This window comes from Algoriphagus locisalis, assembly GCF_900116615.1.
Classification (GTDB): Bacteria; Bacteroidota; Bacteroidia; order Cytophagales; family Cyclobacteriaceae; genus Algoriphagus; species Algoriphagus locisalis.
Map to the genome: position 1 here is coordinate 131,887 of NZ_FPBF01000001.1, position 22,537 is coordinate 154,423.

At 40.0% G+C, this 22,537-nt stretch carries 19 protein-coding genes; 9 read left to right on the top strand and 10 right to left on the bottom strand.

The features are described from left to right. Positions 1–1,566 (bottom strand): SRPBCC family protein, encoded by a 1,566-nt coding sequence (locus tag BM386_RS00550; RefSeq protein WP_091691122.1) that lies wholly within the window; start codon positions 1,564–1,566, stop codon positions 1–3. Between the two features lie 199 nt (positions 1,567–1,765). On the opposite strand from BM386_RS00550, the gene BM386_RS00560 reads away from it, so the two are divergent. Beyond that, the gene (locus BM386_RS00560; protein ID WP_091691124.1) at positions 1,766–6,892 is read left to right on the top strand and encodes an adenylate/guanylate cyclase domain-containing protein; all 5,127 of its coding nucleotides are present in this window, start codon (positions 1,766–1,768) and stop codon (positions 6,890–6,892) included. Positions 6,893–7,127: 235 nt separating this feature from the next. Then, complete coding sequence (locus BM386_RS00565) at positions 7,128–8,246, top strand: DUF4221 family protein (protein ID WP_170856996.1); 1,119 nt, start codon at positions 7,128–7,130, stop codon at positions 8,244–8,246. Positions 8,247–8,482: 236 nt separating this feature from the next. Here BM386_RS00565 and BM386_RS00570 read toward each other — a convergent pair whose 3' ends face one another. Together BM386_RS00570 and parS are read right to left on the bottom strand one after the other, a co-directional pair. Continuing rightward, positions 8,483–8,935: an RES family NAD+ phosphorylase gene (locus BM386_RS00570; RefSeq protein ID WP_091691126.1), complete on the bottom strand. Its 453-nt coding sequence runs from the start codon at positions 8,933–8,935 to the stop codon at positions 8,483–8,485. Between the two features lie 2 nt (positions 8,936–8,937). Continuing rightward, positions 8,938–9,384, bottom strand: coding sequence for a type II RES/Xre toxin-antitoxin system antitoxin (gene parS / locus BM386_RS00575; protein ID WP_091691127.1), 447 nt, complete (start codon positions 9,382–9,384; stop codon positions 8,938–8,940). Positions 9,385–9,710: 326 nt separating this feature from the next. On the opposite strand from parS, the gene BM386_RS00580 reads away from it, so the two are divergent. From BM386_RS00580 to BM386_RS00600, 5 genes are all read left to right on the top strand, one after another. Next, positions 9,711–10,586: a carbon-nitrogen hydrolase gene (locus BM386_RS00580; RefSeq protein WP_091691128.1), complete on the top strand. Its 876-nt coding sequence runs from the start codon at positions 9,711–9,713 to the stop codon at positions 10,584–10,586. Positions 10,587–10,592: 6 nt separating this feature from the next. After that, positions 10,593–11,666 (top strand): agmatine deiminase family protein, encoded by a 1,074-nt coding sequence (locus tag BM386_RS00585; protein ID WP_091691129.1) that lies wholly within the window; start codon positions 10,593–10,595, stop codon positions 11,664–11,666. Between the two features lie 137 nt (positions 11,667–11,803). Then, positions 11,804–12,664, top strand: a complete 861-nt coding sequence (locus BM386_RS00590) for an alpha/beta hydrolase (protein WP_091691130.1) — start codon at positions 11,804–11,806, stop codon at positions 12,662–12,664. A 63-nt stretch (positions 12,665–12,727) separates the two neighbouring features. Continuing rightward, positions 12,728–13,021 carry a type II toxin-antitoxin system HigB family toxin gene (locus BM386_RS00595; protein WP_091691131.1) on the top strand — a complete coding sequence of 98 codons (294 nt, stop codon included), beginning with the start codon at positions 12,728–12,730 and terminating at the stop codon, positions 13,019–13,021. Between the two features lie 12 nt (positions 13,022–13,033). After that, entirely contained in the window at positions 13,034–13,420 is a 387-nt protein-coding gene (locus BM386_RS00600) for a helix-turn-helix domain-containing protein (RefSeq protein WP_091691132.1), read from the top strand. A 23-nt stretch (positions 13,421–13,443) separates the two neighbouring features. On the opposite strand, the gene BM386_RS00605 is transcribed toward BM386_RS00600, so the two are convergent. The 5 genes from BM386_RS00605 to BM386_RS00625 all read right to left on the bottom strand — a co-directional run bounded on the left by BM386_RS00605 (position 13,444) and on the right by BM386_RS00625 (position 19,918). Next, complete coding sequence (locus tag BM386_RS00605; RefSeq protein WP_091691133.1) at positions 13,444–13,863, bottom strand: type II toxin-antitoxin system VapC family toxin; 420 nt, start codon at positions 13,861–13,863, stop codon at positions 13,444–13,446. Next, positions 13,847–14,113 carry a DUF6364 family protein gene (locus BM386_RS00610; RefSeq protein WP_091691134.1) on the bottom strand — a complete coding sequence of 89 codons (267 nt, stop codon included), beginning with the start codon at positions 14,111–14,113 and terminating at the stop codon, positions 13,847–13,849. The genes BM386_RS00605 and BM386_RS00610 overlap by 17 nt, the downstream gene beginning before the upstream one ends. A gap of 123 nt (positions 14,114–14,236) precedes the next feature. Next, positions 14,237–16,756, bottom strand: a complete 2,520-nt coding sequence (gene priA / locus BM386_RS00615) for a replication restart helicase PriA (protein ID WP_170856997.1) — start codon at positions 16,754–16,756, stop codon at positions 14,237–14,239. 3 nt (positions 16,757–16,759) lie between these two features. Further along, complete coding sequence (locus BM386_RS00620; RefSeq protein ID WP_091691135.1) at positions 16,760–18,787, bottom strand: thioredoxin domain-containing protein; 2,028 nt, start codon at positions 18,785–18,787, stop codon at positions 16,760–16,762. A 153-nt stretch (positions 18,788–18,940) separates the two neighbouring features. After that, positions 18,941–19,918 carry a GSCFA domain-containing protein gene (locus tag BM386_RS00625; protein WP_091691136.1) on the bottom strand — a complete coding sequence of 326 codons (978 nt, stop codon included), beginning with the start codon at positions 19,916–19,918 and terminating at the stop codon, positions 18,941–18,943. 319 nt (positions 19,919–20,237) lie between these two features. Between BM386_RS00625 and BM386_RS00630 the strand changes: the two genes are divergently transcribed. Together BM386_RS00630 and BM386_RS00635 are read left to right on the top strand one after the other, a co-directional pair. Beyond that, positions 20,238–20,747, top strand: a complete 510-nt coding sequence (locus tag BM386_RS00630) for an RNA polymerase sigma factor (RefSeq protein ID WP_091691137.1) — start codon at positions 20,238–20,240, stop codon at positions 20,745–20,747. Then, the gene (locus BM386_RS00635) at positions 20,734–21,324 is read left to right on the top strand and encodes a hypothetical protein (protein ID WP_139235807.1); all 591 of its coding nucleotides are present in this window, start codon (positions 20,734–20,736) and stop codon (positions 21,322–21,324) included. Before BM386_RS00630 ends, BM386_RS00635 begins: the two co-directional genes overlap by 14 nt. A 32-nt stretch (positions 21,325–21,356) precedes the next feature. Here the strand turns inward: BM386_RS00635 and BM386_RS00640 are convergent, their stop codons facing one another. Both BM386_RS00640 and BM386_RS00645 read right to left on the bottom strand, forming a co-directional pair. Continuing rightward, positions 21,357–22,106, bottom strand: a complete 750-nt coding sequence (locus BM386_RS00640; RefSeq protein ID WP_091691139.1) for a DUF1835 domain-containing protein — start codon at positions 22,104–22,106, stop codon at positions 21,357–21,359. Positions 22,107–22,112: 6 nt separating this feature from the next. Beyond that, positions 22,113–22,529 carry a DUF1801 domain-containing protein gene (locus BM386_RS00645; protein ID WP_091691140.1) on the bottom strand — a complete coding sequence of 139 codons (417 nt, stop codon included), beginning with the start codon at positions 22,527–22,529 and terminating at the stop codon, positions 22,113–22,115. Between the last annotated feature and the right edge of the window lie 8 nt (positions 22,530–22,537).

The window sequence follows — 22,537 nt, forward strand, 5'->3', positions numbered from 1 at the left end:
TTACTCTTCTAAAAATGCCTTGGCATTGTTTAAGCCATTTTGGAGGTATTTTTTAAGAAAAAGTGGTGCGAAAATAGAAAGGAAAATCCGAGCTAATAGGTTTCTATAGGTGAATGTGTACACCCAGCGAAGTCTCGTTTTATCATCCACGGTGTCAAACCACATGTGCCCATAGGTTTTGTTCGCAAAATGCTTGAAAATATCACTGAATTCCGTCGTTTGGTAGGCGTAGTTAGAGTAATGGTGAACTGAAATCAGTTCTTCCACCAGGGTTGCCGAATCGCCTCGTTCTACCAGTCTATTGTCTCCAACTTTTGCCCAATTGCCCCGCAGCGTATTTACTTTAATAATTCCGTAGATCGGGCCAGTTTTCAATAGCCAACTCGAAAGTTTTTCTACACTGGATACGAATTTGTAAGCGGTCTCTTTGTCACAATCGACGATGACTTCTGCCGTAGTGAAGATGATGTGCTTGGAAGGGACTTGTTGATCCAGCGTCACTTTTGTGTTGACAGGAAGTATGTCGTCTAGGAAATCAGGGGAGTCCTTTGGTTCCTCAAAAGGGAGTTTGTTAGCCTCATGTCGGAATTTTGACATGGCTTCATACACGCGTTTCCTCACTCTATTAAAAGCTCCCAACGGTCTATGCTCTGGCAAAGAATGCCAGGGATTGAAGGAAAGATTGTCCCCATATTCGATTTTCGCATTTGAATCAAATACCTGCGGGTAAACTGTCAAGGTAGCAACTTTGATGTATTGAGAGCTCCAAGCTACTGTAGGGTCTTCTATTGGCATTGCGTCAGCGTCAGTTTGGAACTGGACAAAAAAATCAAACTTAGCTTCATTGTCATGAAGTGTTTGGGCCATGTTATACCTCAAATAATTGTAATCTGTGGTATTTTCTACAACTGTGATATTACTTGGTGATGGGCGAAGGTGATATTTTACAGCTCTGTCTATTGTCCCAAATTGGTAAGGCTGGGTACTCCAATAGGGAATTTCAAGCGGGTTCTTGCATGCAACTTTGCTTTTCGTTGCTCGCAGAATAATCGGCCATAGAAGTGGGTTTAGGATAAAAAGTTTGCTTTTTATGAAATTGGATGAGGTCATTGCGCTCAGCAGTCTAGCCAGTTCTTTGATGTTTTTTGCAAAGAATGTCTCGGTACTCATCAGCAAGAAATCCTGGGTTTCAGCATTTATCTCCTCTTCCAAAATCTTTTCTCCCGGCACTCCCAGCAACTTGATCGCAGCTCCTCTAATATCTTTCTTCTTGTCTTTTTGGGGTTTGGTATTTCCGTTGGAAAATCGAACCCAGGCATGGTAATTTTTTGGCTCTCCGGCAAAGACTCCGACTTTTAGCTCATCTGGCAAATCTTTTTCTACTGCAAAAGTCGCTTTTACACAGCCATGCATCTTGGTGTGTACTTGACGGAGCATCTTTTTGTCCTTGTACATCCGGGTGACTTGAGCTTCAAATTCCTGAAGCATTTCATAGCCAATACGGTCTTCGTCATAGTTCACGTATTCATGTCCTATTTTTTTTGGAGCATCGGTGGAGTTTGACATGTTGTTCGATAAAATGAGTTTAAAAAACAATAAAAGTGATTGGAATGTAATTAAAATTAAGGTGAAGCTAATGCAATTGGGAATTTTATTTTGTGTTTTTTATATTGGATATTGTATTAAATTTAGTGAAATGGATCACCCTACTATCCATTTGATACAGGTTAACCGGCTCATTTGGCAGTTTTAATACCTCTTTTTGATGAAATGGCAATTATTGTTTTCAACTAATAGTTCTGCTAACCAGAATTCTACGCCATCTGGGGAAAATACTATTGTCACCAAAAAAATATCGCTATCCACGCTTTCTCAAATAGAAACCTTAAAAGCCACTAATGAAGCATCTTTCTCGGAAGTTTCGGTTCCTGGTTTTAGGAAGGTCCTGCAAAGTGAAAATACCGGGACTGACCTTAGTTTAATACTGAAGTTTGTAAAAGGAGAAAGCCTCCGGGAATACCTTTTCAAGCCCTTGAGCTTAAGCGAAAAATTGAAGATTTGCGTAGCTATCACCAAAAAGCTCGCGGAAGTTCACCGGAAAGAATACGTGCATCTCAACCTGAATCCGGGTCATATTATTCTGGAGGATGGCACGAATGAGGTGGTTTTTATTAGTCTAGGCTTAGCTACGCGTATCAAAAGAAAAATAGGAGTTGAGAGAAGGTTGGTTTTTTTTGAAGCTGATTATGATTTTATAGCTCCTGAGCAGACTGGAAGAATCAGTACAGATATAGGCCTATACTCAGATATCTACTCACTTGGGATTATCTTTTATTGGATTTTTACAAAGCAATTACCATTTGAAACCAAGGAGGGAGCTTCAAAAATACATGCGCATATCGCTTTGACTCCCAAAAATCCTTCGGAACTAGCTGAAATCCCGCAGGTATTGTCCGATCTGATCATGAAGATGATCGAGAAGGACGTTCAAAATAGGTATCACTCAGCTCAGGGAGCATTGTATGATTTGGAAATGATTCTTTATGCTGTTCAAAAGGATTTAGATATCGAGGGGTTTTTATTGGGAACACAGGATTCCTCCGGTGTTCTACTGTTTTCAGATCAGCTTTATGCCAGAGATAGGCAGATAAAACAGCTTAGGGATGCTTTTGCCAGTATCACTCTCAACGAGAAAAAGCTGGTCTATGTCTATGGAAATTCAGGAGTTGGGAAATCTGCCCTGGTAGAGCGTTTGTACAGACCTGTAGTTCAATCGGGCGGGTTTTTTATTTCGGGAAAGTTCGATCAGCTTCAGGCTGATGTTCCCTATTCGGCTTTTTCGCAGGCTTTGGGGAAGTTGGTCAATCAGATTTTGTTGTTGAATGAAGTAGAGCTAAATAGATGGAAAGCTAAGCTGCATAGCCTTTTGCAGCCTATCGCTAGAGTGCTTTATGAGGTGATTCCAGGTTTGGAAAGATTGCTGGATAATGAACCAGAGATTCCAGTTTTGACGGGTACGGAGGCACAGCTGCGATTCAACTATGCACTCATTAGGTTTTTTCAGGTTTTTTCAGAGTTGGGTAAGCCTGTATTTATCTTTATAGATGATCTCCAGTGGTCAGATGTTTCTTCACTCGATTTGATGAAGACTATCCTGGTCAATTCTGAGCTCAATAATATCCTCATAGTAGGCGCATACCGGGACAACGAAATTACCCCAGGGCATCTTTTCCTCCAGTTTAAAATGGAATTGGATGAGCAGGGAATACAGCCCGAGGAAATATTGCTGGAGAATCTAAAGGAGGAAGATATCCAGCAATTTGTCACCAACACCCTAGGGAAATCTGATAGACCTTTGGATGAGTTGGCTTCTTTGGTATTCAAAAAATCAGCTGGAAATGCACTTTTTGCCAATCAGTTTCTAAAGGCCATTTATAAGAATGAGATGCTTTACTTCGATAGCGAAGAAGGCTCCTGGAAGTGGAAAATTGATAAACTGATAAGTTATAATGTGGAGGGTGATATTGTCAATTTGTTTCTAGAAACAATCAATGACCTCCCTGCTGATACTATCGCGATTCTGAAGCTTGCATCCTGCATCGGGAATAAGTTTTACCTACAAGACTTAGTGCGTATTGCCGAAGAAGACGATGCAAAAGTAGCCAAGGATTTCAATTTGGCTTTGGAGTTGGATCTGGTCATAGAAAGCCTGGATGGCAGTTATTACTTTGTTCATGACCGGGTGCAGCAAGCTATTTATTCATTGATCGATGAAAAGGGACAAAAGAAAAATCACCTCAAAATAGGCCGCACCCTTCTTGCAAAAAGCAAAGATAAAGGGCCTAGAGATGGGGTATTTGAAATCGTAAATCAATTCAATTTTGGGAAAGAATTAATTACCGATCCATCAGAGATTAAGACGCTGTGTGAGTTAAATAGCATGGCGGGACAAAGAGCTCAAAACTCTACTGCATATGTGCTGGCAATGCAGTATTTTGAAAATGCGCTGCAACATCTCGCAGCAGATGCGTGGCAAACAGATAGAGAATTTACCTATGATCTTTACCTGAAATCTGCTGTGGCGGCGTATCAGTGCAACAATCAGGACCTATTTAGAAAGTACACCGCTTTGCTGGATTCTAACGCAGTTAGCATTTTGGATAAACTGAAATTGGCGGATCTTAAAATTCAGAACGCCAATGTCGAGAATGATCAGAAGCAAGTAATTGAAATTGGTCTTGATATTTTGCGCTTAGTCAAAATTGATCTGAGGCGCCATCCTAGTCAGCTGAATGTGTTATTAGGCTTTGTCCGAACCAATTTAAGATTGCTGTTCTTTTCCGAAGACAAAATCCTAAATCTCCCACAGATCAAAGATGAGAAGCTACTGATAGCCATGTCTATCATGCATCATATGTCCTTGGCTGCCTATTTGACTGAGCCTAATCTATTACCATTGATCATGTTTGAGTTGATCAGGTTAACCTTGAAGTTCGGACTGGGCTCTAAGACACCGGTTGCTTTTGTGGTTTTTGGCTACATCAATATTGCCTTTATGGGCAATATGGCCAAAGGTCTAAAAATGGGTCAATTGGGGAATAGGGTTTTTGAAATTATCGAGAACGAGGACGAGTTTGTGTCTTTTAAGCAGGTGTATGTGATGTTTATTTCGCATTGGTTAAAGCACTTAGCAGAAAGCATCCCAGAGCTGGAAGAAGCGCTGAAGAAAGGTCTTGAAACCGGGGATTTCGAATTCACATCCATTATTGGGCAGCTGATTATTTATTGGAATTTCTATGGTGGCGAGCCAATTCCTAAGATTTTGCTGCGAGGGGAATTACTGAGCAAACAAATAGCTCCGTTGAATCAAATCATGCAGATCAAGCGAATTGATTTGTTTCGCCAATCTGCTTTAAGTCTTTTGGAAGGAGTTGAGGACTTTGAGGTGCTGAGCGGAGAGATTTTTGATGAGCGAAAGATAGACTTTGCGGATATCCCTGCTTTTAGCTTGTATTACCATAATCTGTATTCGCAGAAGAAGTTTTTGAGTTTGATTTTTAATCAAAATGAATCTGCCTGGAAGTTCTGCTCATTGGAGAAATTGCATCTTATCCCTGTAAAAGGATCTATTACAGAGATGCTTTTCTTCTACTATGAAAACCTATGCATTACCCCGGTTTTTCATTCCAGGTCAATTTCAGAGCAAAAAGAGCTTTTGAAAATCTGTAAAAAGAATATCAAACTGATCGGCGGGTTGGTGAAACACTCAGAAGTTAATTTCCAACACCGCCACGAGTTTATGAAGGCTGAGTATGAAGCGCTCAAGGGAAATTTCGACAATGCTGTTAGGTCGTTTACCTACGCCATCCGATATGCCAGAATGCACAAATACGTTCAGGATGAGGCGCTGATGTGGGAGAGGGCAGGCGTTTATTTCCATGCTCAGCAGCAACCTGAAGCTGCGCAATTTTACCTCTCCAATGCCTACAAATCCTACGAAAAGTGGGGTGCTAAAGCTAAACTGCATCAAATGAAAGAACTTTATGGCGGATTTATTTCGGCAGAGGAAATAGGAGTGAATGCCAACATCCTCGACCTGGATACCATTCTTAAGACTATTAATCTGATCTCAGGAGAGATGAAGTTGGAGAATATTCTCACTGGCCTGATGCAGCTGGTAAGTGAAAATGCGGGCGCGGATCGGGCTTTTCTCATCACGATCGAAAAAGACAGCAAATTGATCAAAGCGTCTATCGATAACTCCAGCAATGAGATTCAGGTACTTCAGAATATTCCATACGATGAGTTTGAGGAGATCAGCCATTCGGTCATCAATTATGTGCTGAGGACTGGAGAGACTCTGGTACTCGATGATGCTACCAAGACTTTGCCCTACTCGGATGAAGAATACATTGATTCAAACAAGGTAAAATCTATTTTGTGCATACCACAAAAGCACTCTGGAGTTGGTTTTTCATTGCTGTATTTGGAAAATAGATTGCTCTCTGGAGCATTTACTAAGGAGCGGATAGAGATACTTCAGGTGATGGCCACGCAGACGGCCATTTCCCTTCAAAATGCCATGCTTTTGGAAAGTACAAATCAGCTGAATGAAAAGCTGGTTCAGGAGGTAGAAGTGAGAAAAGAGGTGGAGGAAAATTTGAGACTGAATGAGAAGAGACTGGAAGATTACACTGCTAATCTGGAGTCGAAAGTCAAAGAAAGAACGCTGGATCTTCAGAATGAGAAGGAAAAGTCAGAGGAGCTTTTACTGAATATTTTACCCATCGATATTGCTAGGGAACTGAAGGAGAAAGGATCCGCGCAGACCAAGCGATATGCAAGTGCCACGGTGATATTTACCGATTTTGTAGGTTTTTCACTTATTGCTGAGCAAATGAATGCAGTTGATCTGGTAGCGGAAATCGATTTTTGCTTCAAGCAGTTTGACAGAATCATCGAAAAGCATGGGATAGAAAAAATCAAAACGATCGGTGACTCCTACATGGCGGCAGGAGGAATTCCGGTTGAAAACAACTCGCATCCTTTTGATGTGATTAATGCTGCCATTGAAATCCGGGATTTTGTAGAGGAGCATAAGGCAATAAGTATCCGAGAAAACAAGCCTATTTTTGAGCTGAGGATAGGTATTCATACCGGCAATATTGTAGCAGGAATCGTAGGGTTGAATAAGTTTGCCTATGATATCTGGGGGGATACAGTAAATTTAGCTTCACGAATGGAAAGCAGCGGGGAGCCAGGGAAAATCAATATTTCCGGTGCTACGTACGAGCTTGTAAAAGATCATTTCTTTTGTACCCATAGGGGAAAAATTCAAGCCAAAAACAAGGGCGAAGTGGATATGTACTTTGTGGAAAAGCTTAAGGAGTGATAATTTGGAGGTGAATTTTATCGTAGTGATTTTTTTCTAAAAGTTATATATGGAGAATACTGAGAGTGAAGGAATTGAAGTCTTCTTATTTAATGTCCAAATAAAATGTTGCTTACCTGAAGTTAATGTAACTCCTTAAGAAAGTATGATGAATGTTTCTTTTCAATTTACTAGGAGAAGTATCCTTTTCCCAGTTATTATGATAATATATTTTTTTATAGGTTGTCAGCCTAAAATGGAATATAATAAAGATCTCAAATATACTCTGGTAGCGGATGGAGATATTGATTTTGATTTAGATGATGAATCAAGTATGTTCATGAGTCATATTCAATATTATGATTTTAAAGAAGGTAAAATCTTTACATTTCTTAATCAATTCAATAACTCTATATACATATATGATGTCGAAAATAATTCATTCGTAGAATCAATACCATTTGATATTGAAGGACCACAGGGAGTTGGGAAAATCCAAGGTTATTCATTTTTAGATAGGAATACCATCAGTCTTATTGATACTTATAGATATAAAGCTATAATTTTTGATATAAGTAATAAGGAGTTTCTCAGTAAAAAGAAGGAGTTGTTATTCACAAGCGGTAAGATAAACTCATCTAATGGGTTTTCTACAGAGTTAGATGCCAGTATTCCTTGGATGAGTACATATGCACCAGTGATTTTTGGGAGGCAATCAAATTTATGGATAAGCGCATTGCCTGAGTCGTCATCCAAATCAACCTATGAATCTAGTATTAATGTTTTTCATATTGATAAAAATGATTCTCTTTCTAAATTATCTTTTTTTCCTCCAAATATGTTGGGTTTTCATTGGGAAGATGGTGAAATGCCAAGAATGGCATCTAATCTCGATTCATCTGGAGTAGTAGTTTCTTATAAATACTCCAACTCTATAGGTGTAGTTGATGCTGAGAATTTAAAAGTAACTTTTACAAATCCTTTAGGAGAATTCAAAGAAACTAAGTTGGTTTTTAGAGAATATCCTACAAGTATGGAAAGTAATGAACGATACATAAATTCTTATACTGTATATGCATTACTTTCGGATCCATACCGAAATGTATATTATAGAATTATTGAAGAGCCAAACTTTATAGAAATTGAGAAAGACGGGGAAAGGAAAGATTCAAAAAGGCCAATAGTACAAATTTTAGATCAAGATTTTATTTTGATTGGAGAGGTTTCACTTCCAAATTATGAATATCTATATAATATGTGTTTCGTTAGTGAAGAAGGTTTAATGATTTCCCAACCTAAAATGGATTTTAAAAAGATGACTATTGATGAAAATACATTGCGATTCGTTGTTTTTAAGCTGAAAGCAATAAAGTAATTTAGTACAATAACATTCTTTGAACCTTCTGGAGAGTTTTAAGTGATGCATTGCTGTTTTTTATTTTCAATTTGTCTAGTTGAAATTCTATAGCTTTATTAAAAGTGTAATTTTCTCGCTTGGGATACCCTTTTTCTACGGGTTTAGGAACTGTTAGCGAAAGAGGAATGAGATATTCCCTCCCGTGTCAGATTTTGCTGCTTTTATATTTTTCGTTTAATTATTACAGCCTTAATTTACTTTATCAACCTCTGATCAAAACGAAACTCTTTGTGTTCAATGATTTTTACTCTATGATATTTTGGGTGTCTGCAATTGAGAATGTAATTTTTTGAACTGTGAATTACACTGCTTGGTACTTTAAGAGCTATTGATCTATTTGAGTTTATCCATTCTTCGGCTATTTCCGCGAGAATAGATGGAGCAGGGTAGTTCGACCAGTTATCTGGTAGTTCTTTTATTTCGATTTCAGAAATTGAATCATCAGGAATCTCTAGGGTCAAGATATCCAAAGCTGGGACAATGGCTGGTGGTGTATGTACAACGATTTCAAGAAGAGCAATCTCTATGTTTTCGCCAGTGTAGAGGACAGGCGAGCCCTTTCTGTTCCAACGACCACCAAACAGGGCTGCACCTGATCCGGATATATCACCAGCATATTTTTTACCGGCAATTCGATAGACCTTCATGATTAATTGTAAACACCATGCTCGATTCTTCCTAACACATCTCTCACTTTGGATATGCCACCAGGGATTTCTATTAAATCCTGAGGTTCAATATCTCCCAATGAAGTATTGGGAAGGTGTAGCCATTTGAAGAAATTTTCTTTGTTCCCAAAAACTTCGATTCCATACAGAAATAAATCCGCTGCCTCAAGTAATTGAACTGAGCTATTCCTTTTTAGATTCTGCTTTGACCTTAATAATCGATAGAGCGTAGGTTCTGATAAATTTAATAAGGTAGCTGTGAAATTTTTGGTTAGATTGAAATACTCACTGAAATGAACAATAGCATCAGATTTTATGCCTTTAGTAGCAAGTGTAATGAAGTCAAATGGGCTGTCAACTCTAGCTGTTAAATTGTCTTTACCCAAAACTTCGGATAATTTCTGGTATCTATCAATTGTCTTTTCCATTTTTCTATCATTTGATAAAATAATCTATCATATGAACGAATATGTGATGATTTTGTTAAAAAGTAAAATTTATGGAGAAATTTTTATTCCTTTTTTCATTGAGAGGTTGATGATCTTGAGTCTTGGTTTTCAATAGCTTAATTGTGGCTTCTTCACTTGGCTACGAGCGAAAATAGCTTTTTTTTGAAACTGAATCATTTTATACAGCTCATCGTTACACCGATCCTTACCATTCAAATTATGTGGGGTGAATTTCAAAATCTTCATTTGTGAATGGCGACAGGCAAAAGTATCTTTGTAACCTTAACCATTAAAACCAAAATCTAGTGGCAAATAAAACTGTAAAAGTAGGCTTGGTCCAGTTGACTTGCTCTTCTGATGTAGCAGCAAATCTTGAGAAAACTATTGACGGAGTACGTAAGGCTGCGGCCCAAGGAGCTCAGGTGGTTGTACTTCAGGAGCTTTTCCGTTCCCTTTATTTTTGTGATGTAGAAGACTACGAGAACTTTAAGTTGGCAGAGGCGATCCCAGGTCCGTCCACAGATACGTTTGGGGCTTTGGCAAAAGAGCTTGGTGTCGTGATCGTGGCTTCACTTTTTGAGAAAAGAGCAGAAGGATTATATCATAACACTACTGCGGTTTTGGATGCGGATGGCAGCTACCTCGGTAAATACAGAAAAATGCACATTCCTGATGATCCTGGGTACTTTGAGAAGTTTTACTTCACTCCAGGTGACTTGGGCTATAAAGTTTTCCCTACCAGATTCGGAAATATCGGCGTGTTGATCTGCTGGGATCAGTGGTATCCGGAAGCTGCAAGAATCACGGCTTTGAAAGGAGCACACTTCTTGGTTTACCCAACTGCTATAGGCTGGCACAAAGATCAGGATGGTTTGACTAACGATGAGCAATACGGTGCTTGGCAGACTATTCAGCGTTCACATGCTGTCGCCAATGGAATTCCTGTAGTTTCTGTAAATCGTTGCGGCATCGAAGGTGATATGAAATTCTGGGGAGGATCATTTGTTTCAAATCCTTTCGGGAGAATATTATTTAAAGCTTCTCATGAAGAAGAACAAATCCACGTGGAAGAACTTGATTTTGCAGGATCCGACCGCTATAGAACGCACTGGCCTTTTTTAAGAGACCGTAGAATTGATTCCTATCAGCCAATCACCAAGCGATACTTGGACGAAGAATAAACATTCATGAAAGATATCTTTGCAATTGCCAATTCAGGAGAGAAAACTCCGGCTGAGTTGGGTTACTATTTCCCTGCCGAATTTGCTCCTCATACGGCTACTTGGTTGAGTTGGCCACATAAGGAAGGTTCCTGGCCTGGGAAATTGGATACTATTTTTGCTCCTTACGCTGAGTTTATCAAGTATGTAGCATTAGGGGAAATCGTCAATATCAACGTTGCTGATGATGCCATGAAATCATTTGCTTTATCACATTTGGAGAAAGCAGGAGTTAATCTGGCTAATATCCGTTTCCATTTTTTCCCTACAAATGACGCATGGTGCAGAGACCATGGTCCGGCTTTCCTGATCAATCCAAATGCGGATGTGAAAAAGGTGTTGGTCAAATGGAATTACAATGCATGGGGTGAAAAATATCCTCCGCATAATCTAGACAATCAGATTCCGATCAAAATTGCTGAAGAACTGGGAATTCCTTGTTTCAAACCTGGAATAGTCATGGAAGGAGGCGCCGTGGAATTCAATGGAAAAGGGACGCTTTTGACCTCAGAAGCTTGCCTGTTGAATGAAAATAGAAATCCTCACCTAAAGCAGGATCAGATCGAGCGATACCTTCAGGATTATTATGGGGTGAAGCAAATCCTTTGGGTAGGAGATGGAATAGTCGGAGATGATACCGATGGACATATCGATGATATTACGCGATTTGTCAATGAAGATACTGTGGTGACTGCGGTTGAGAAAAACAAAGCGGATGAGAATTACACACTACTTCAGGAAAATCTGGAGAGATTGCATAAAATGAGGTTGGTTGACGGCAAACAGCTCAATGTGGTGGAACTGCCTATGCCTTCTCCAGTGATCTGGGATGATCAGCGCCTGCCGGCTTCCTATGCGAATTTTTACATTTCAAATCATGCGGTGGTCGTTCCGACTTTCCGTGATTCCAATGATCAGGTTGCCCTTGATATTCTGGCTGATTGCTTTCCAGAGCGAAAGGTAGTAGGCGTAGATTCTACTGATATCATCTGGGGTTTGGGGAGTTTTCACTGCTTGAGTCAGCAGGAACCTGCGGTTTAATATAGAAGCTCTCGCAAAGGCGCGGCGGCGCAAAGAGGAATAATATCTTTGAACCTCTAACTCTTTGCGAGAGCTTCTTATTTTTTTCTGATCTAGAAGCTCTATTTGCTTCGTTTTTATTACAAAGACATTATTCGATGAGCAAAATCTATCTAGCCCTTATTTTTACTTTTTTGATGAGCTCCTGCGCTTTTCAAACCCTACACAGAAACAAAGATATCAATTACATTTCTCCTAATACCCTAGAGAATTTACCAAACAAGAGTTTGGATGTTTATGCGCCCAAAAAAGCCGATAATCTACCTGTATTGGTGTTTTTCTATGGAGGAAGCTGGAAGTCGGGAAGGAAAGAGATGTATCACTTTCTGGGGAATAGGTTGGCAAGGAGGGATGTGATCGTAGTGATTGCTGATTATCCTTTGTCTCCAGATTTTGAGATTCCAGAAATGCAAGCTTCTGCTTTGGCAGCAGTAAATTGGACTAAGGATACTATTGAGAATTACGGTGGAGATCCAGATCGCATATTCGTTTCCGGGCATTCTGCAGGTGGACATCTTGCTTCATTGATAGCTGTGAAGGAAAATGAGCTTGAGCCTTCAGAGAACGGAAAGAAGTTGGCTGGTTCTATTTTGATCGATGCTGCTGGACTGGATATGTATGGGTATTTGGAAAAAATGAGTGAGGGAGAAGGAAAAAAGTACCTGAATGCTTTTACAGAAGATCCAGCTGTCTGGAGGGAATACTCTTCCATCTATTTTTTAACCGAAAAGTTATCTCCAATGCTCATTTTGGAAGGAGAGCGAACATATCCAAGCATCAGAGCCAGCCGTGAGCGTTTTATGAAGCGAATCGAAGAGAAGGGAATTGAGAATGTGAGAGTGAAAATCTTTCCTAAGAAAAAGCATATTCCTATGATCACGCAGTTTCTATGGACTGGGAGCAGAGTTTATACCGATGTGCTAGGGTTTATCGAGGAGAAAAGTACGGATGATTTTTAATGGGAAACAAAAAGTTGTTAAAATGCCAACTTTTGGTTTCCTTTGGTGTTTAATCAGCTAGGTATGACCATCCTTTTCCTTACTAAGCTCATTGTCTTTTCCAGAAAGCATTCAGATTCTGGGAAAAGTCTGACGACTTGGAAAAATATAGTCGAAACGGCACATTGGAGAAAAAGTCAGGATATCTTAGATAGCTTTCCTAAAGCAAAGATTATTAAAGGCAATCGAGCTCGGTTTAAGATAGTTGGTAATAACTATCGATTAATTATCGAGTTGGATTATGAAGATCAAATAGTAGAGGTTCGTTTTATAGGAACCCACGCCGAATATGATAAAATTGATGCTATTACTATTTAACTAATTGCGAACATGAACACTTTCAAAAACTGGTATTTACTCGAATCTGAAGAGGATCATTATAGCGCGGTAGCACGTTATGAACAAGTGAAAAATGCCAAAAAAGGGAGCGAAGAACATAAAGAAAAGATGCTTTTGGTTCATCTGATAGCTGACTATGAAAGTAAACTTTGGGATTTACCAGAGGTTGACCCAGTAGAAATGATCAAAATAAGAATGGAAGATTTTGGCTTTAATGCTACCACTTTGGCCAAAGAATATGGTGATAAAGGAACCGTTAGTAAAGTCCTTAATTACAAACAATCACTTTCACTGAATATGATTAGAAAATTTAGTCATCTTCTAAAAATCCCTGCGGAAAGGCTAATAAAGGAATATCCTTTAAAAAATGCTGTATAAGTTAGTTATTGAAAGCAGTTTTCTTAATTCGATAACTTTTGGGTTAGCTCCTCAGGAGTAATTACCGGGAGAAAAGGTTTTGAGAGTTTGAGAAAATCCCGATCCGATGTAACGATAGCGTCTAGATTGTGATCGAGTGCTATCTGATAAAAAATAGCATCTTCAATATCAGGAAACTTCATTGCTAGAGCATTCTGTACATCACTTTTTTTTCCATCTAAGAAATCAAAATTAGGAATCAGGTTAGTTAGAATTTCAGATGTTTTTTCATAATCTAAAAGCTTTAGCAAAAAGTAAGCACATGTCTGAACAACTCCAGTTGTAATGAAACCTTGAATCTTCCCAGTCGATAGGTGATTAAGTAATCTTGAAAATTTCTCTGGGTCTGAAGTTCTTTTAATAGTCATATAGAGAAGAACGTTAACATCAAAAAAGATCTTCATAGCCCATTTTTTTTGCTTTGGCTTTATAATATTCTTCTTTGTAATCGTAATTATCTGGAATATCAAATTTCGGCAAAGATTTCATGTATTCAACCAAGCTCATTCCATTTTTCAATTTCGGCTTTGGTTTGATTAGAGCTTCGAAATGTTCTTCCACCAGACTTGAGATGCTGGTCTCATTTCGTTCTGCATAGGTCTTGATCTTATCCAGCAGATTTTCCTCAATGGTGATGTTCAGTCTCTTCTTCATAATTTATGCGCATAATTATATAAATATACGCATAAATGTAGAATATGGTTCTTAACTTGTTGATAAGCAATAATCTAAAATGTTGAATAATCTTCCAATTTTTCAATCTTCCAATCCATTATTCTAAGAAGGATCTACATCCACCACAAACCTGACCGAACGAAATTCAGGTCTAGATTTGAGCTCTTCGGTGATTTTCCAAAGGTGCTCTTTGAAGATAACCGGTGTATTTCCTGAGCGATCCAATTTGATCAAACTCTCAAACTGATACTGGTTTTTGATTCTGGCAATGATCCCTTTCTCCGGTCCCAGGACGATTTTCTTAACAGGGATTTCTGCCATCCCATGATGGAGATTTAGCGCAGCTTTTTCCGCAACTTTAAAGTCCGTATGCCGCGTTGTGATCTTTACCAGTTTCACAAAAGGCGGATAGTAAAACTTCTTTCTATCGTGAATTTCATGATTGAAAAACTCAAAATAGTCGCCTTTAATCACCTGAGCATACATCTGGGTTTCGGGATCTCTTGTTTGCAAAATCACCTGTCCTTGGGCTTCTCTTCGTCCAGCGCGACCTGCTACTTGGGTGATTTGCTGATAGGCTCTTTCTCCAGCACGGAAATCGGGGAAATTCAAAATTCTATCCCCATCCCAAATTCCTACTACAGTCACTCTGCCAAAGTCCAGACCTTTGGTGATCATCTGGGTTCCGACCAGTATATCCAGATTCCCAGATCCAAATTCGTCCAACAAACGCTGATATCCATGCTTGTTTCTAGTGGTGTCCAGATCCATTCTTCCAATTCTAGCCTCAGGAAAAAGCAAGCTCAAAGATTCCTCGATCCGCTCCGTCCCCATTCCCATCGTAGTCAATTGAGTACTTCCACAAGCGGGGCAGGAGCTCGGAGTTTTTTCCTTGTATCCGCAATAGTGACAACGGAGTTCTTCGGAAAATTGATGGTAAGTGAGGCTGACATCGCATTGCACACATTGGCCAGTCCAGCCGCAATCCTCACATTGTATATAAGGAGAATATCCGCGTCGGTTTTGGAAAATCAAGACCTGCTCTTGCTTGGCAAGCGCATCCTGGATTTTCTCTCGCAAAACCCGTGTGGTGTCTAATTTCAGGAGGTTTTTGCGTTTATCTGCTGCCATATCTGCCAAGTGAAATTGCGGCATGGTGGCGTCTCCAAAACGATGTGTCAATTCCACGTAGCCGAATTTGCCTTGGCTGGCATTGAAATAGGATTCAAAAGAAGGAGTGGCCGAACCTAATAAAGTTCTTGCCTGATGAAAATAGGCAAGCATAATAGCCGAATCCCGAGCCTGAAATCTTGGTGCAGGATCAAATTGCTTGTAGCTCGATTCATGTTCTTCATCGACGATGATCAGTCCTAAACTATCAAAAGGCAAAAAGATCGATGAGCGAACGCCAACTACGAATGAAAACCTCCCACTTAATACACCATTCCAAACTTCCACACGCTCATTGTCAGAATACTTGGAGTGATAGACACCCATTTGACTGCCGAATACTTTTTTCAACCGGGTGACAATCTGTGTGGTAAGGGCAATCTCAGGTAGAAGTAGTAAAACCTGAGAACCGGAATCCAGTACTTCCCGGATCATCTGGATGTAAATCTCAGTTTTCCCACTGCCTGTTACTCCATGAAGAAGTACCGTTTGCTTGCTTTCGAATTGATGCTTGATCTCTTCGAAAGCAGCTTGCTGACTTGTGGATAGGACGGCTGGTTCGGATTCTGGTTCTTCTTCGGCAAGTCGGTTTACCACCACTTTGAAAGATTCGAAGATGCCGTTTTTAATCAGCGTCTTTAGCGAGCTTTCTGAATCACCCTCCTCCAATAATGTCGCTTTATCAACGCCATTAGTATTAGCTTTTGGGAGCTTCATTATCGGAACATCACGGAGGTATTTAAGGAGAATTGACTCCTGCTTTGCTTTTCCTGATAATGCCTCAAATACTTCCTGTAGGGCATTTTTGCTTTCTGCGATCTCGGGCGTCAGTCGAATCCTGGTTTCTACCTTTGGAGTATATTTCTCCTGAACTTTTTCAAAAATCAGAATTGCTTCTTTTTTGACCAGACTCTTCAGGATGGGGTGAATGCTTTTGATGGAAAGTACTTTTTCGCAGTCATCATAGGAAAGTTCAGGCTGGTTTTCCAATGCATCCAAAATCAAAATTTCACGGGCATCCAAGGGGTATTTGCTCTCCTCTCTGTCGAAATTCGGGTTGAGCTGCACTTTGCTTTCGCTACTTAATCTTAACCCAGTTGGCAACGCTGCATGCATCACTTCCCCGATATGACAGAAGTAATATTCTGCCATCCAAACCCAAAATCGAATCTGAAGAGGATTCACACTAGGTTTATCATCCAATACCTCAAGAATGGGTTTTGCCTGATAGGCCTGTGGAGGTTTATTGTGAACTTTCCCTATGATTCCTGTAAGGACTTTTTTCTTCCCAAACTGCACAATTACTCTGGAGCCCAGGTTAATCTCGGATTGCATGGAATAGGGGATGCTATAAGTGAACATCCGCGGGATAGGAACGGGCAGAATGATATCTGCGAAATTATTTCCGCTTCCAGAAGGATATAAATCTTGATCTGAAAAAAGGCTTTCCAAGGGTTAAGCTAAATAGGGAAGTTGTGAAATCGCTTCTTCATAGTTGCTTACCGGTTTGCGGCAGGCATGATCAAAGCAAACATAAATTAAGGCATTTCCAGCTGGATCAGGAGTCTTGTCGGAAAGAATCGCGGCATTTTCTGTCAAACTTTCAGCAAAAGCCAAAATCATATTAGGAGAGTAGTTTTGCTGAAATTCTCTTGCTTTGTCAGTTGCGCCTTTTCCAACAATGGCGATTTCTGCCGTCGGAACCAGTTTTTCCAAAAATAAACTTGCCCAGTTACACAGAAATCCTGGTTCTTTAAGGACAAGTTCTTTCATCCCGCCGAGCATTTTTGAAGCTATTTCTGAGTATTTTTCTTCATAGGTGAAAAGCGACAGTCGATGAAGGTTTCTTGCCATAATCGAGTTGGAAGCAGGAATCACGTTGTCAAAAAGCTCCTTTTTATCGGCGATTAGTTTTTCTGCTTTCGGATTATTAAAGAAGAAAAAACCATCGGATTCATCGTAAAATTCCGATAAGCAGAAGTCCGTGAGAGATCTTGCCAAATCTAACCATCGAGCATTTCCACTTGCTTCAAATGCCATCATGGACGCTCGGATCACCGCAGCATAATCCTCCAAAAACCCTGGAGTATATGCACTTCCGTTTTTATAAGCTCGGTGCAATACTCCATCAATTATAAGTTTGTCCTCCAGAAATTCCAGGTTTCGAATTGCCAAATCCAGCATGCTTTTCTGACCCGTTGCATAAAAAGCCTGAATCAAACCAGTGCTCATCAATCCATTCCATCCGCTGAGAATTTTATCGTCTTTTCCAGGATAAATCCGCTGATTTCGGACTTCCAGAAGTTTGGCTTTTACATGTTTTAATTTGTTTTGAAATTCCACCAAACTCATCCCAAACTCTTTGGCGAGGATTTCATCGTCCTCTGTTTGGAATAGTATGTTTACTCCTTCCGCCCAGTTTCCACCCTGCTTGAGGTTGTATAGTTTGCTAAACCAAGGCAGTTCATCTGGAATCAATTCTTTCAGTTCTTCATAGGTCCAGACATAAAATTTCCCTTCCACCCCTTCCGAATCGGCATCCTGTGCAGCATGAAATCCTCCTTCATCGGTCAGCATTTCTGCTTCCAGCCAAGCGACCGTTTCAGTGACTTTTTCTTTGAAAAACTCATCCTTGCTCACCTGATAGGCTTTGGCATACAATTCCAGCAATTGTCCATTATCGTAAAGCATCTTTTCGAAGTGTGGAGCAAACCATTCCCCATCCACGGAATATCGTGCAAATCCACCCCGCAACTGATCGTAAATACCTCCCATTCCTATCTTTTTTAAAGTAAAAAAGACCTTTTCCAGCATTTGATCATTTTTGCTGAGCAGTGCATAATCTAGGATGAAATGCCAGATTGCCGGCATGGGGAACTTAGGCACTCGGTTCATACCGCCCCATTCCGAGTCGAACTGGGAAATTATCTTGGTGGCGATCTCTGCAAGTTCATCTGGATCCAATTCCTGATTTCCAGCTAAGATTCCATATTTATCGGTTTCCCGTCTGTTTAGACTATTTCCAAAACCTTCTGCGCTTTCCTCCAATTGATCCTCATGGTTTTCAAAAGCATCGGCAATGTTTGACAAAAGGCCTTTCCATTGCTGGTTTGGGAAATAAGTCCCTCCATAAAAGGGTTTTTGATTCGGCATCAGAAACACATTCAGCGGCCATCCGCCTTGCAATCCCATGGCCTGAACCGCATCCATGTAAATATTGTCGATATCAGGACGCTCTTCCCGGTCGATTTTGATGCAGACGAAATGTGCATTCATGAGCTCAGCGGTGGCTTCATCTTCGAAACTTTCCCGCTCCATCACATGGCACCAGTGGCAAGCAGAGTAGCCAATGGATACCAAAATCGGCTTGTTTTCACTTTTCGCTTTTTCCAGTGCTTCTGGTCCCCAAGGCATCCAGTCCACCGGATTGCGGGCGTGTTGAAGAAGGTAAGGAGATTGGGAGTGGAGGAGAAGGTTCGACATTTTAGATTGGAAAATTTTTAGATTGGAAAATTGAAAAATTGTAAGCTAAAGTTTAAAGGTTGTAAAGTGAGAAGGTTTCTTGAATGGTTAGGATTGGAGGAGATGCTTAACTCTAACTAGAATCCCGTAAATCGTATATCGTACTTCGTATATCTAACTAGTTGATAGTTGTGATTTAACGGAAGAAATCTCCTTTGAAAAATCAAATTCCACATTCAATCGTTCCAGCTTTTGGATAAGATTCCGTAGAAATTTCCTGTGGGCTTCACTGTTGGGGTTAAATGGGCGATGTGCCAGTTCCTGTTTTATTTTTTGAAGTTCTAGGTTTTTTGCCATTGTTTCTTTTCTGAAATAAGTTTTACTCCACTTTTCCCAGATATAATTCTCTGCAGCTTCTGTAGGGTGTATCAAGTCTTCTTTGTAAAAGCGATAGTCTCGCAATTCATCTATAATAATTTCATAAGCAGGAAAATATGCTACATTACTTAATTTGTTTTCTAAAGTATGACAAAGAACCCGGAGTAGGCTTTTACTCAATTGGTTTTCTGGAATACCGTCTTTGATATGACGAACTGGACTAACTGTCAAGATGATTTTTAGGTTGGGAAATACCCGTGAAATATTTCCAAAAATGTGGATTAAATGTGGAGCCATTTCTTCCAGCGATACTAGCCTTTTGCTAAACTGCTTTTGGGGAAGCTTGTGGCAATTGGCTACTCTACCGAAATCTTCAGTTTCGTAAATCCAAGAGGTGCCTAAGGTCAGAATTACGTGTGTGCCTGTTTCTAGGTAAGCTTTGACTTTCGCCAGGTGAGCAGCATATTTTTGTGCGAGCTCCGCTTTGGAATTTGCAAAAAGATCCGAGTGTGCTCCTAAATAATAAAATATCCCATCCCGCTCCAGGATTCCATTTTCCTGAAGTTTCTCCTGAGAAATCGCATGTTGCAATAAGTCACCCAAAATCATGGGATGAAAGATGGTGCCAAAGGGATTGACCAGGCAGTCGAACTTTGCTTCAAGCATTTTTTGACCCATAGCTTGCGCAAAGCAGGAACCCATGCTTAGGATTTTGCTTTGATGCGAGATGGGAAATTGAGATTCAGGAATAGTGAATTCGGTGGACCATTGCATACCCGAAATTAAGGATTTGTGATGGATTGTTTTAACCACAGTGGATACAAAGGTTTTCACAGAGAGCTCAGAGGAATTTTTGGTTTTCTACAGAAGCAGTTGTTCTGCTTTTCAGATGTTGGGCTTTAATTCCGCCACTGTTCGTGTATCACGAACAGTTCCTCTAATACTAATTCAGATTTTCTGAATATTTTTCACGCCGCTGTTAGAATCATAACGAACGGCTTTAACCTATGATTTCGTTACTTTCTAAAATTTTTTTTCAGCATTTCTGTGATTTTTTCCAAAGAGCTAAGACTAATGAAGTAAATGAAATCAAATGAGTAAAGAGGAGGAGTTCGTCAATCTAATCCATGCAAATCAGGGGCTGATCTATAAGATCACGACGATCTATGCGAAGGAGCAAGCCGAACAAGATGACTTGTACCAGGAAATCGTGTACCAGACGTGGAAGTCTTTTGATCATTTCAAAAAAGCTTCCAAGCCAAGCACCTGGCTCTATAGAGTAGGCATGAACACTGCAATTACTCATTTAAATAAGACCAAAAAGCAACTGAATACTTTGCCTTTCGATCAGATTACGATTCAGTTTTCTGAGTCAAATGATTCAGAAAAAGAGGAGAGAATTCAAATGCTTTATGCCCAAATCAGAAAATTAAACCTGCTAGACCGTGGTATCATCTTTCTCTTTTTGGAAGATAAAAGCTACGAGGAAATCGCCGAGATATCCGGTATCTCTGTGAGCAATGTCGGAACAAGAATGTCCAGAATCAGGCAAAAACTAAAATCAGAAATGAATCCTAAATCAGTAGAATATGGAACTCGATGAAATGAAATCCCTTTGGGCCGATGTGAGTCTTCGGATGGAAAATCAGGATAAAATACAAAAGGAACTTCTTATAGAAATCACCAAACAAAAATTCAGAAGTAAGCTGGATTATGTCAGAGTTCCAGAAATCATTGGATCCTTTGTTTGTGTGGGCTATGCGATGTATTTATTATCTCATTTCTCAGAATTGGAGCTTTGGTACAATCAGGTTTTTGCGTTAATAAGTGTTTTAATCATGATTATCCTTCCGGTAGCCAGTCTGACGGCAATAAAGAGTATGAGAAGTTTGCGATTGGATAAGGATACTCCGACGGTATTATTGCAAAAGTTTGCTAAGAGTAAAGTTCGTTTTTTTAAAACTCAGCGCTATGGGATCATATTCGGAGCAATTCTTATGTTCACTATTTTGCCGCCTTATGCTGAGTTGAGTGGATCGGATAGTGTTACAGACCCTTTGTTCTGGATGATTTTTATACCGACTGGGCCTGTAGTGATGTACCTTCTGAGTCGTTGGGTGCTTAAGAAATACAAAGGAGTAATCGAATCCTCCGAAAAAATGTTAGAAGAATTAGAATGAAAAAGGAGCTGTTTGGTGCAGCTCCTTTTCTGTTAGTTTTCCGATTCTTGTTTTTTCAATTCATCCCAAAGTCGTTTTACCTGCAAATCCCCATATCCGTAGATAGGATATTTGATATGAAAAGCCCGGAAGATTTTCCCGATATCATTTGTAGCCAATTGTGCTGAAATTTCCTTCAAAGCTTCTTTTGGCTTTCCTAAATAAGCACCATGGGGAAGGGATTCCTTCCAGGCTAATACCGCAGGATACAAGAAGGGGAGCTCTGGGCTGACCTGCTTTGATAAAGTAAGCGCCTCAGAGATGTCCGGTCTCTGGTAAAGTTCCCACATGTCACTTAGAATATGCCTTTCGTTCTTAGTCAGCAGTTTGGCATTTCGGTAAGCCTGTTCCAATTGTAACTGGTTCATTCCACCAAAACCTTCTATTAAATCAGTAGTAGGAGAAACCAAATAAACGGCACCCGTATGCTTTTTAAGCAAATACATGGAAAACCACAGATTCACCTGGCAAAAAAGATCATTTTCAAACCAAAGGTAAACCTCGGTGTCCGAAGTAGCAGTCAGGATTTTTTCAAATTCAGGAACTACCTTGGTGAAATAATCCTCTTCAGAAGCTCCTGCATAGTGTGTTTGCAGGTATTTGTCCCGAATCACCCAAAGCTCTTCTATAGAATTAGCGCTGACAGGTCCATCCACTAAGGCTTCTCTGACCACAGCAATTCTCCCGAGGATACTTGGCGGAAGAACTTCAGCCAGTGCATCACCATTTAAAATATGTAGCATTTTATTCTATTGGTTTTTTGTTCGGACTAAATTTATGGAAGTGCGGATCATTTCCCTAAAGATTTTCTCATCAATATCAGCCAGTTTATTGATGTAAAGGCATCCTTTGGCCTTTTTATGTTTTCCAAGCAGATTCAAGAAAGGTTCTAGATCCTTGTTTTCCAGCATGATATAGATGGAAAGGGATTGCTTCCTAGGGGAGAATCCTACGGGAAACCATTCCATTTCTTTTCCTGAGGCGTAAGTGTAGGTCATTTTGCCAAAACCTACGATACTTGGCCCCCATAAAACGGGCTGCTCGCCTGTCTCTTCTTTAAATATTTCCAGCAGTTTCAATCCATCCTGTTTACGCAGGGGATGGTCGATGGTGTGGAGAAAGTTTTCCACCGAACCATCGGTTGCTTTGGTTTTAATTTCGGACATGGTAGGTC

Excerpts from the sequence above, each read along its gene's own strand:
- BM386_RS00550 (WP_091691122.1), bottom strand. The coding sequence starts at position 1,566 with ATGTCAAACTCCACCGATGCTCCAAAAAAAATAGGACATGAATACGTG.
- BM386_RS00560 (WP_091691124.1), top strand. The coding sequence starts at position 1,766 with ATGAAATGGCAATTATTGTTTTCAACTAATAGTTCTGCTAACCAGAAT.
- BM386_RS00565 (WP_170856996.1), top strand. The coding sequence starts at position 7,128 with ATGGAATATAATAAAGATCTCAAATATACTCTGGTAGCGGATGGAGAT.
- BM386_RS00570 (WP_091691126.1), bottom strand. The coding sequence starts at position 8,935 with ATGAAGGTCTATCGAATTGCCGGTAAAAAATATGCTGGTGATATATCC.
- parS (WP_091691127.1), bottom strand. The coding sequence starts at position 9,384 with ATGGAAAAGACAATTGATAGATACCAGAAATTATCCGAAGTTTTGGGT.
- BM386_RS00585 (WP_091691129.1), top strand. The coding sequence starts at position 10,593 with ATGAAAGATATCTTTGCAATTGCCAATTCAGGAGAGAAAACTCCGGCT.
- BM386_RS00590 (WP_091691130.1), top strand. The coding sequence starts at position 11,804 with ATGAGCAAAATCTATCTAGCCCTTATTTTTACTTTTTTGATGAGCTCC.
- BM386_RS00595 (WP_091691131.1), top strand. The coding sequence starts at position 12,728 with ATGACCATCCTTTTCCTTACTAAGCTCATTGTCTTTTCCAGAAAGCAT.
- BM386_RS00600 (WP_091691132.1), top strand. The coding sequence starts at position 13,034 with ATGAACACTTTCAAAAACTGGTATTTACTCGAATCTGAAGAGGATCAT.
- BM386_RS00605 (WP_091691133.1), bottom strand. The coding sequence starts at position 13,863 with ATGAAGATCTTTTTTGATGTTAACGTTCTTCTCTATATGACTATTAAA.
- BM386_RS00610 (WP_091691134.1), bottom strand. The coding sequence starts at position 14,113 with ATGAAGAAGAGACTGAACATCACCATTGAGGAAAATCTGCTGGATAAG.
- BM386_RS00620 (WP_091691135.1), bottom strand. The coding sequence starts at position 18,787 with ATGTCGAACCTTCTCCTCCACTCCCAATCTCCTTACCTTCTTCAACAC.
- BM386_RS00625 (WP_091691136.1), bottom strand. The coding sequence starts at position 19,918 with ATGCAATGGTCCACCGAATTCACTATTCCTGAATCTCAATTTCCCATC.
- BM386_RS00630 (WP_091691137.1), top strand. The coding sequence starts at position 20,238 with ATGAGTAAAGAGGAGGAGTTCGTCAATCTAATCCATGCAAATCAGGGG.
- BM386_RS00635 (WP_139235807.1), top strand. The coding sequence starts at position 20,734 with ATGGAACTCGATGAAATGAAATCCCTTTGGGCCGATGTGAGTCTTCGG.
- BM386_RS00640 (WP_091691139.1), bottom strand. The coding sequence starts at position 22,106 with ATGCTACATATTTTAAATGGTGATGCACTGGCTGAAGTTCTTCCGCCA.
- BM386_RS00645 (WP_091691140.1), bottom strand. The coding sequence starts at position 22,529 with ATGTCCGAAATTAAAACCAAAGCAACCGATGGTTCGGTGGAAAACTTT.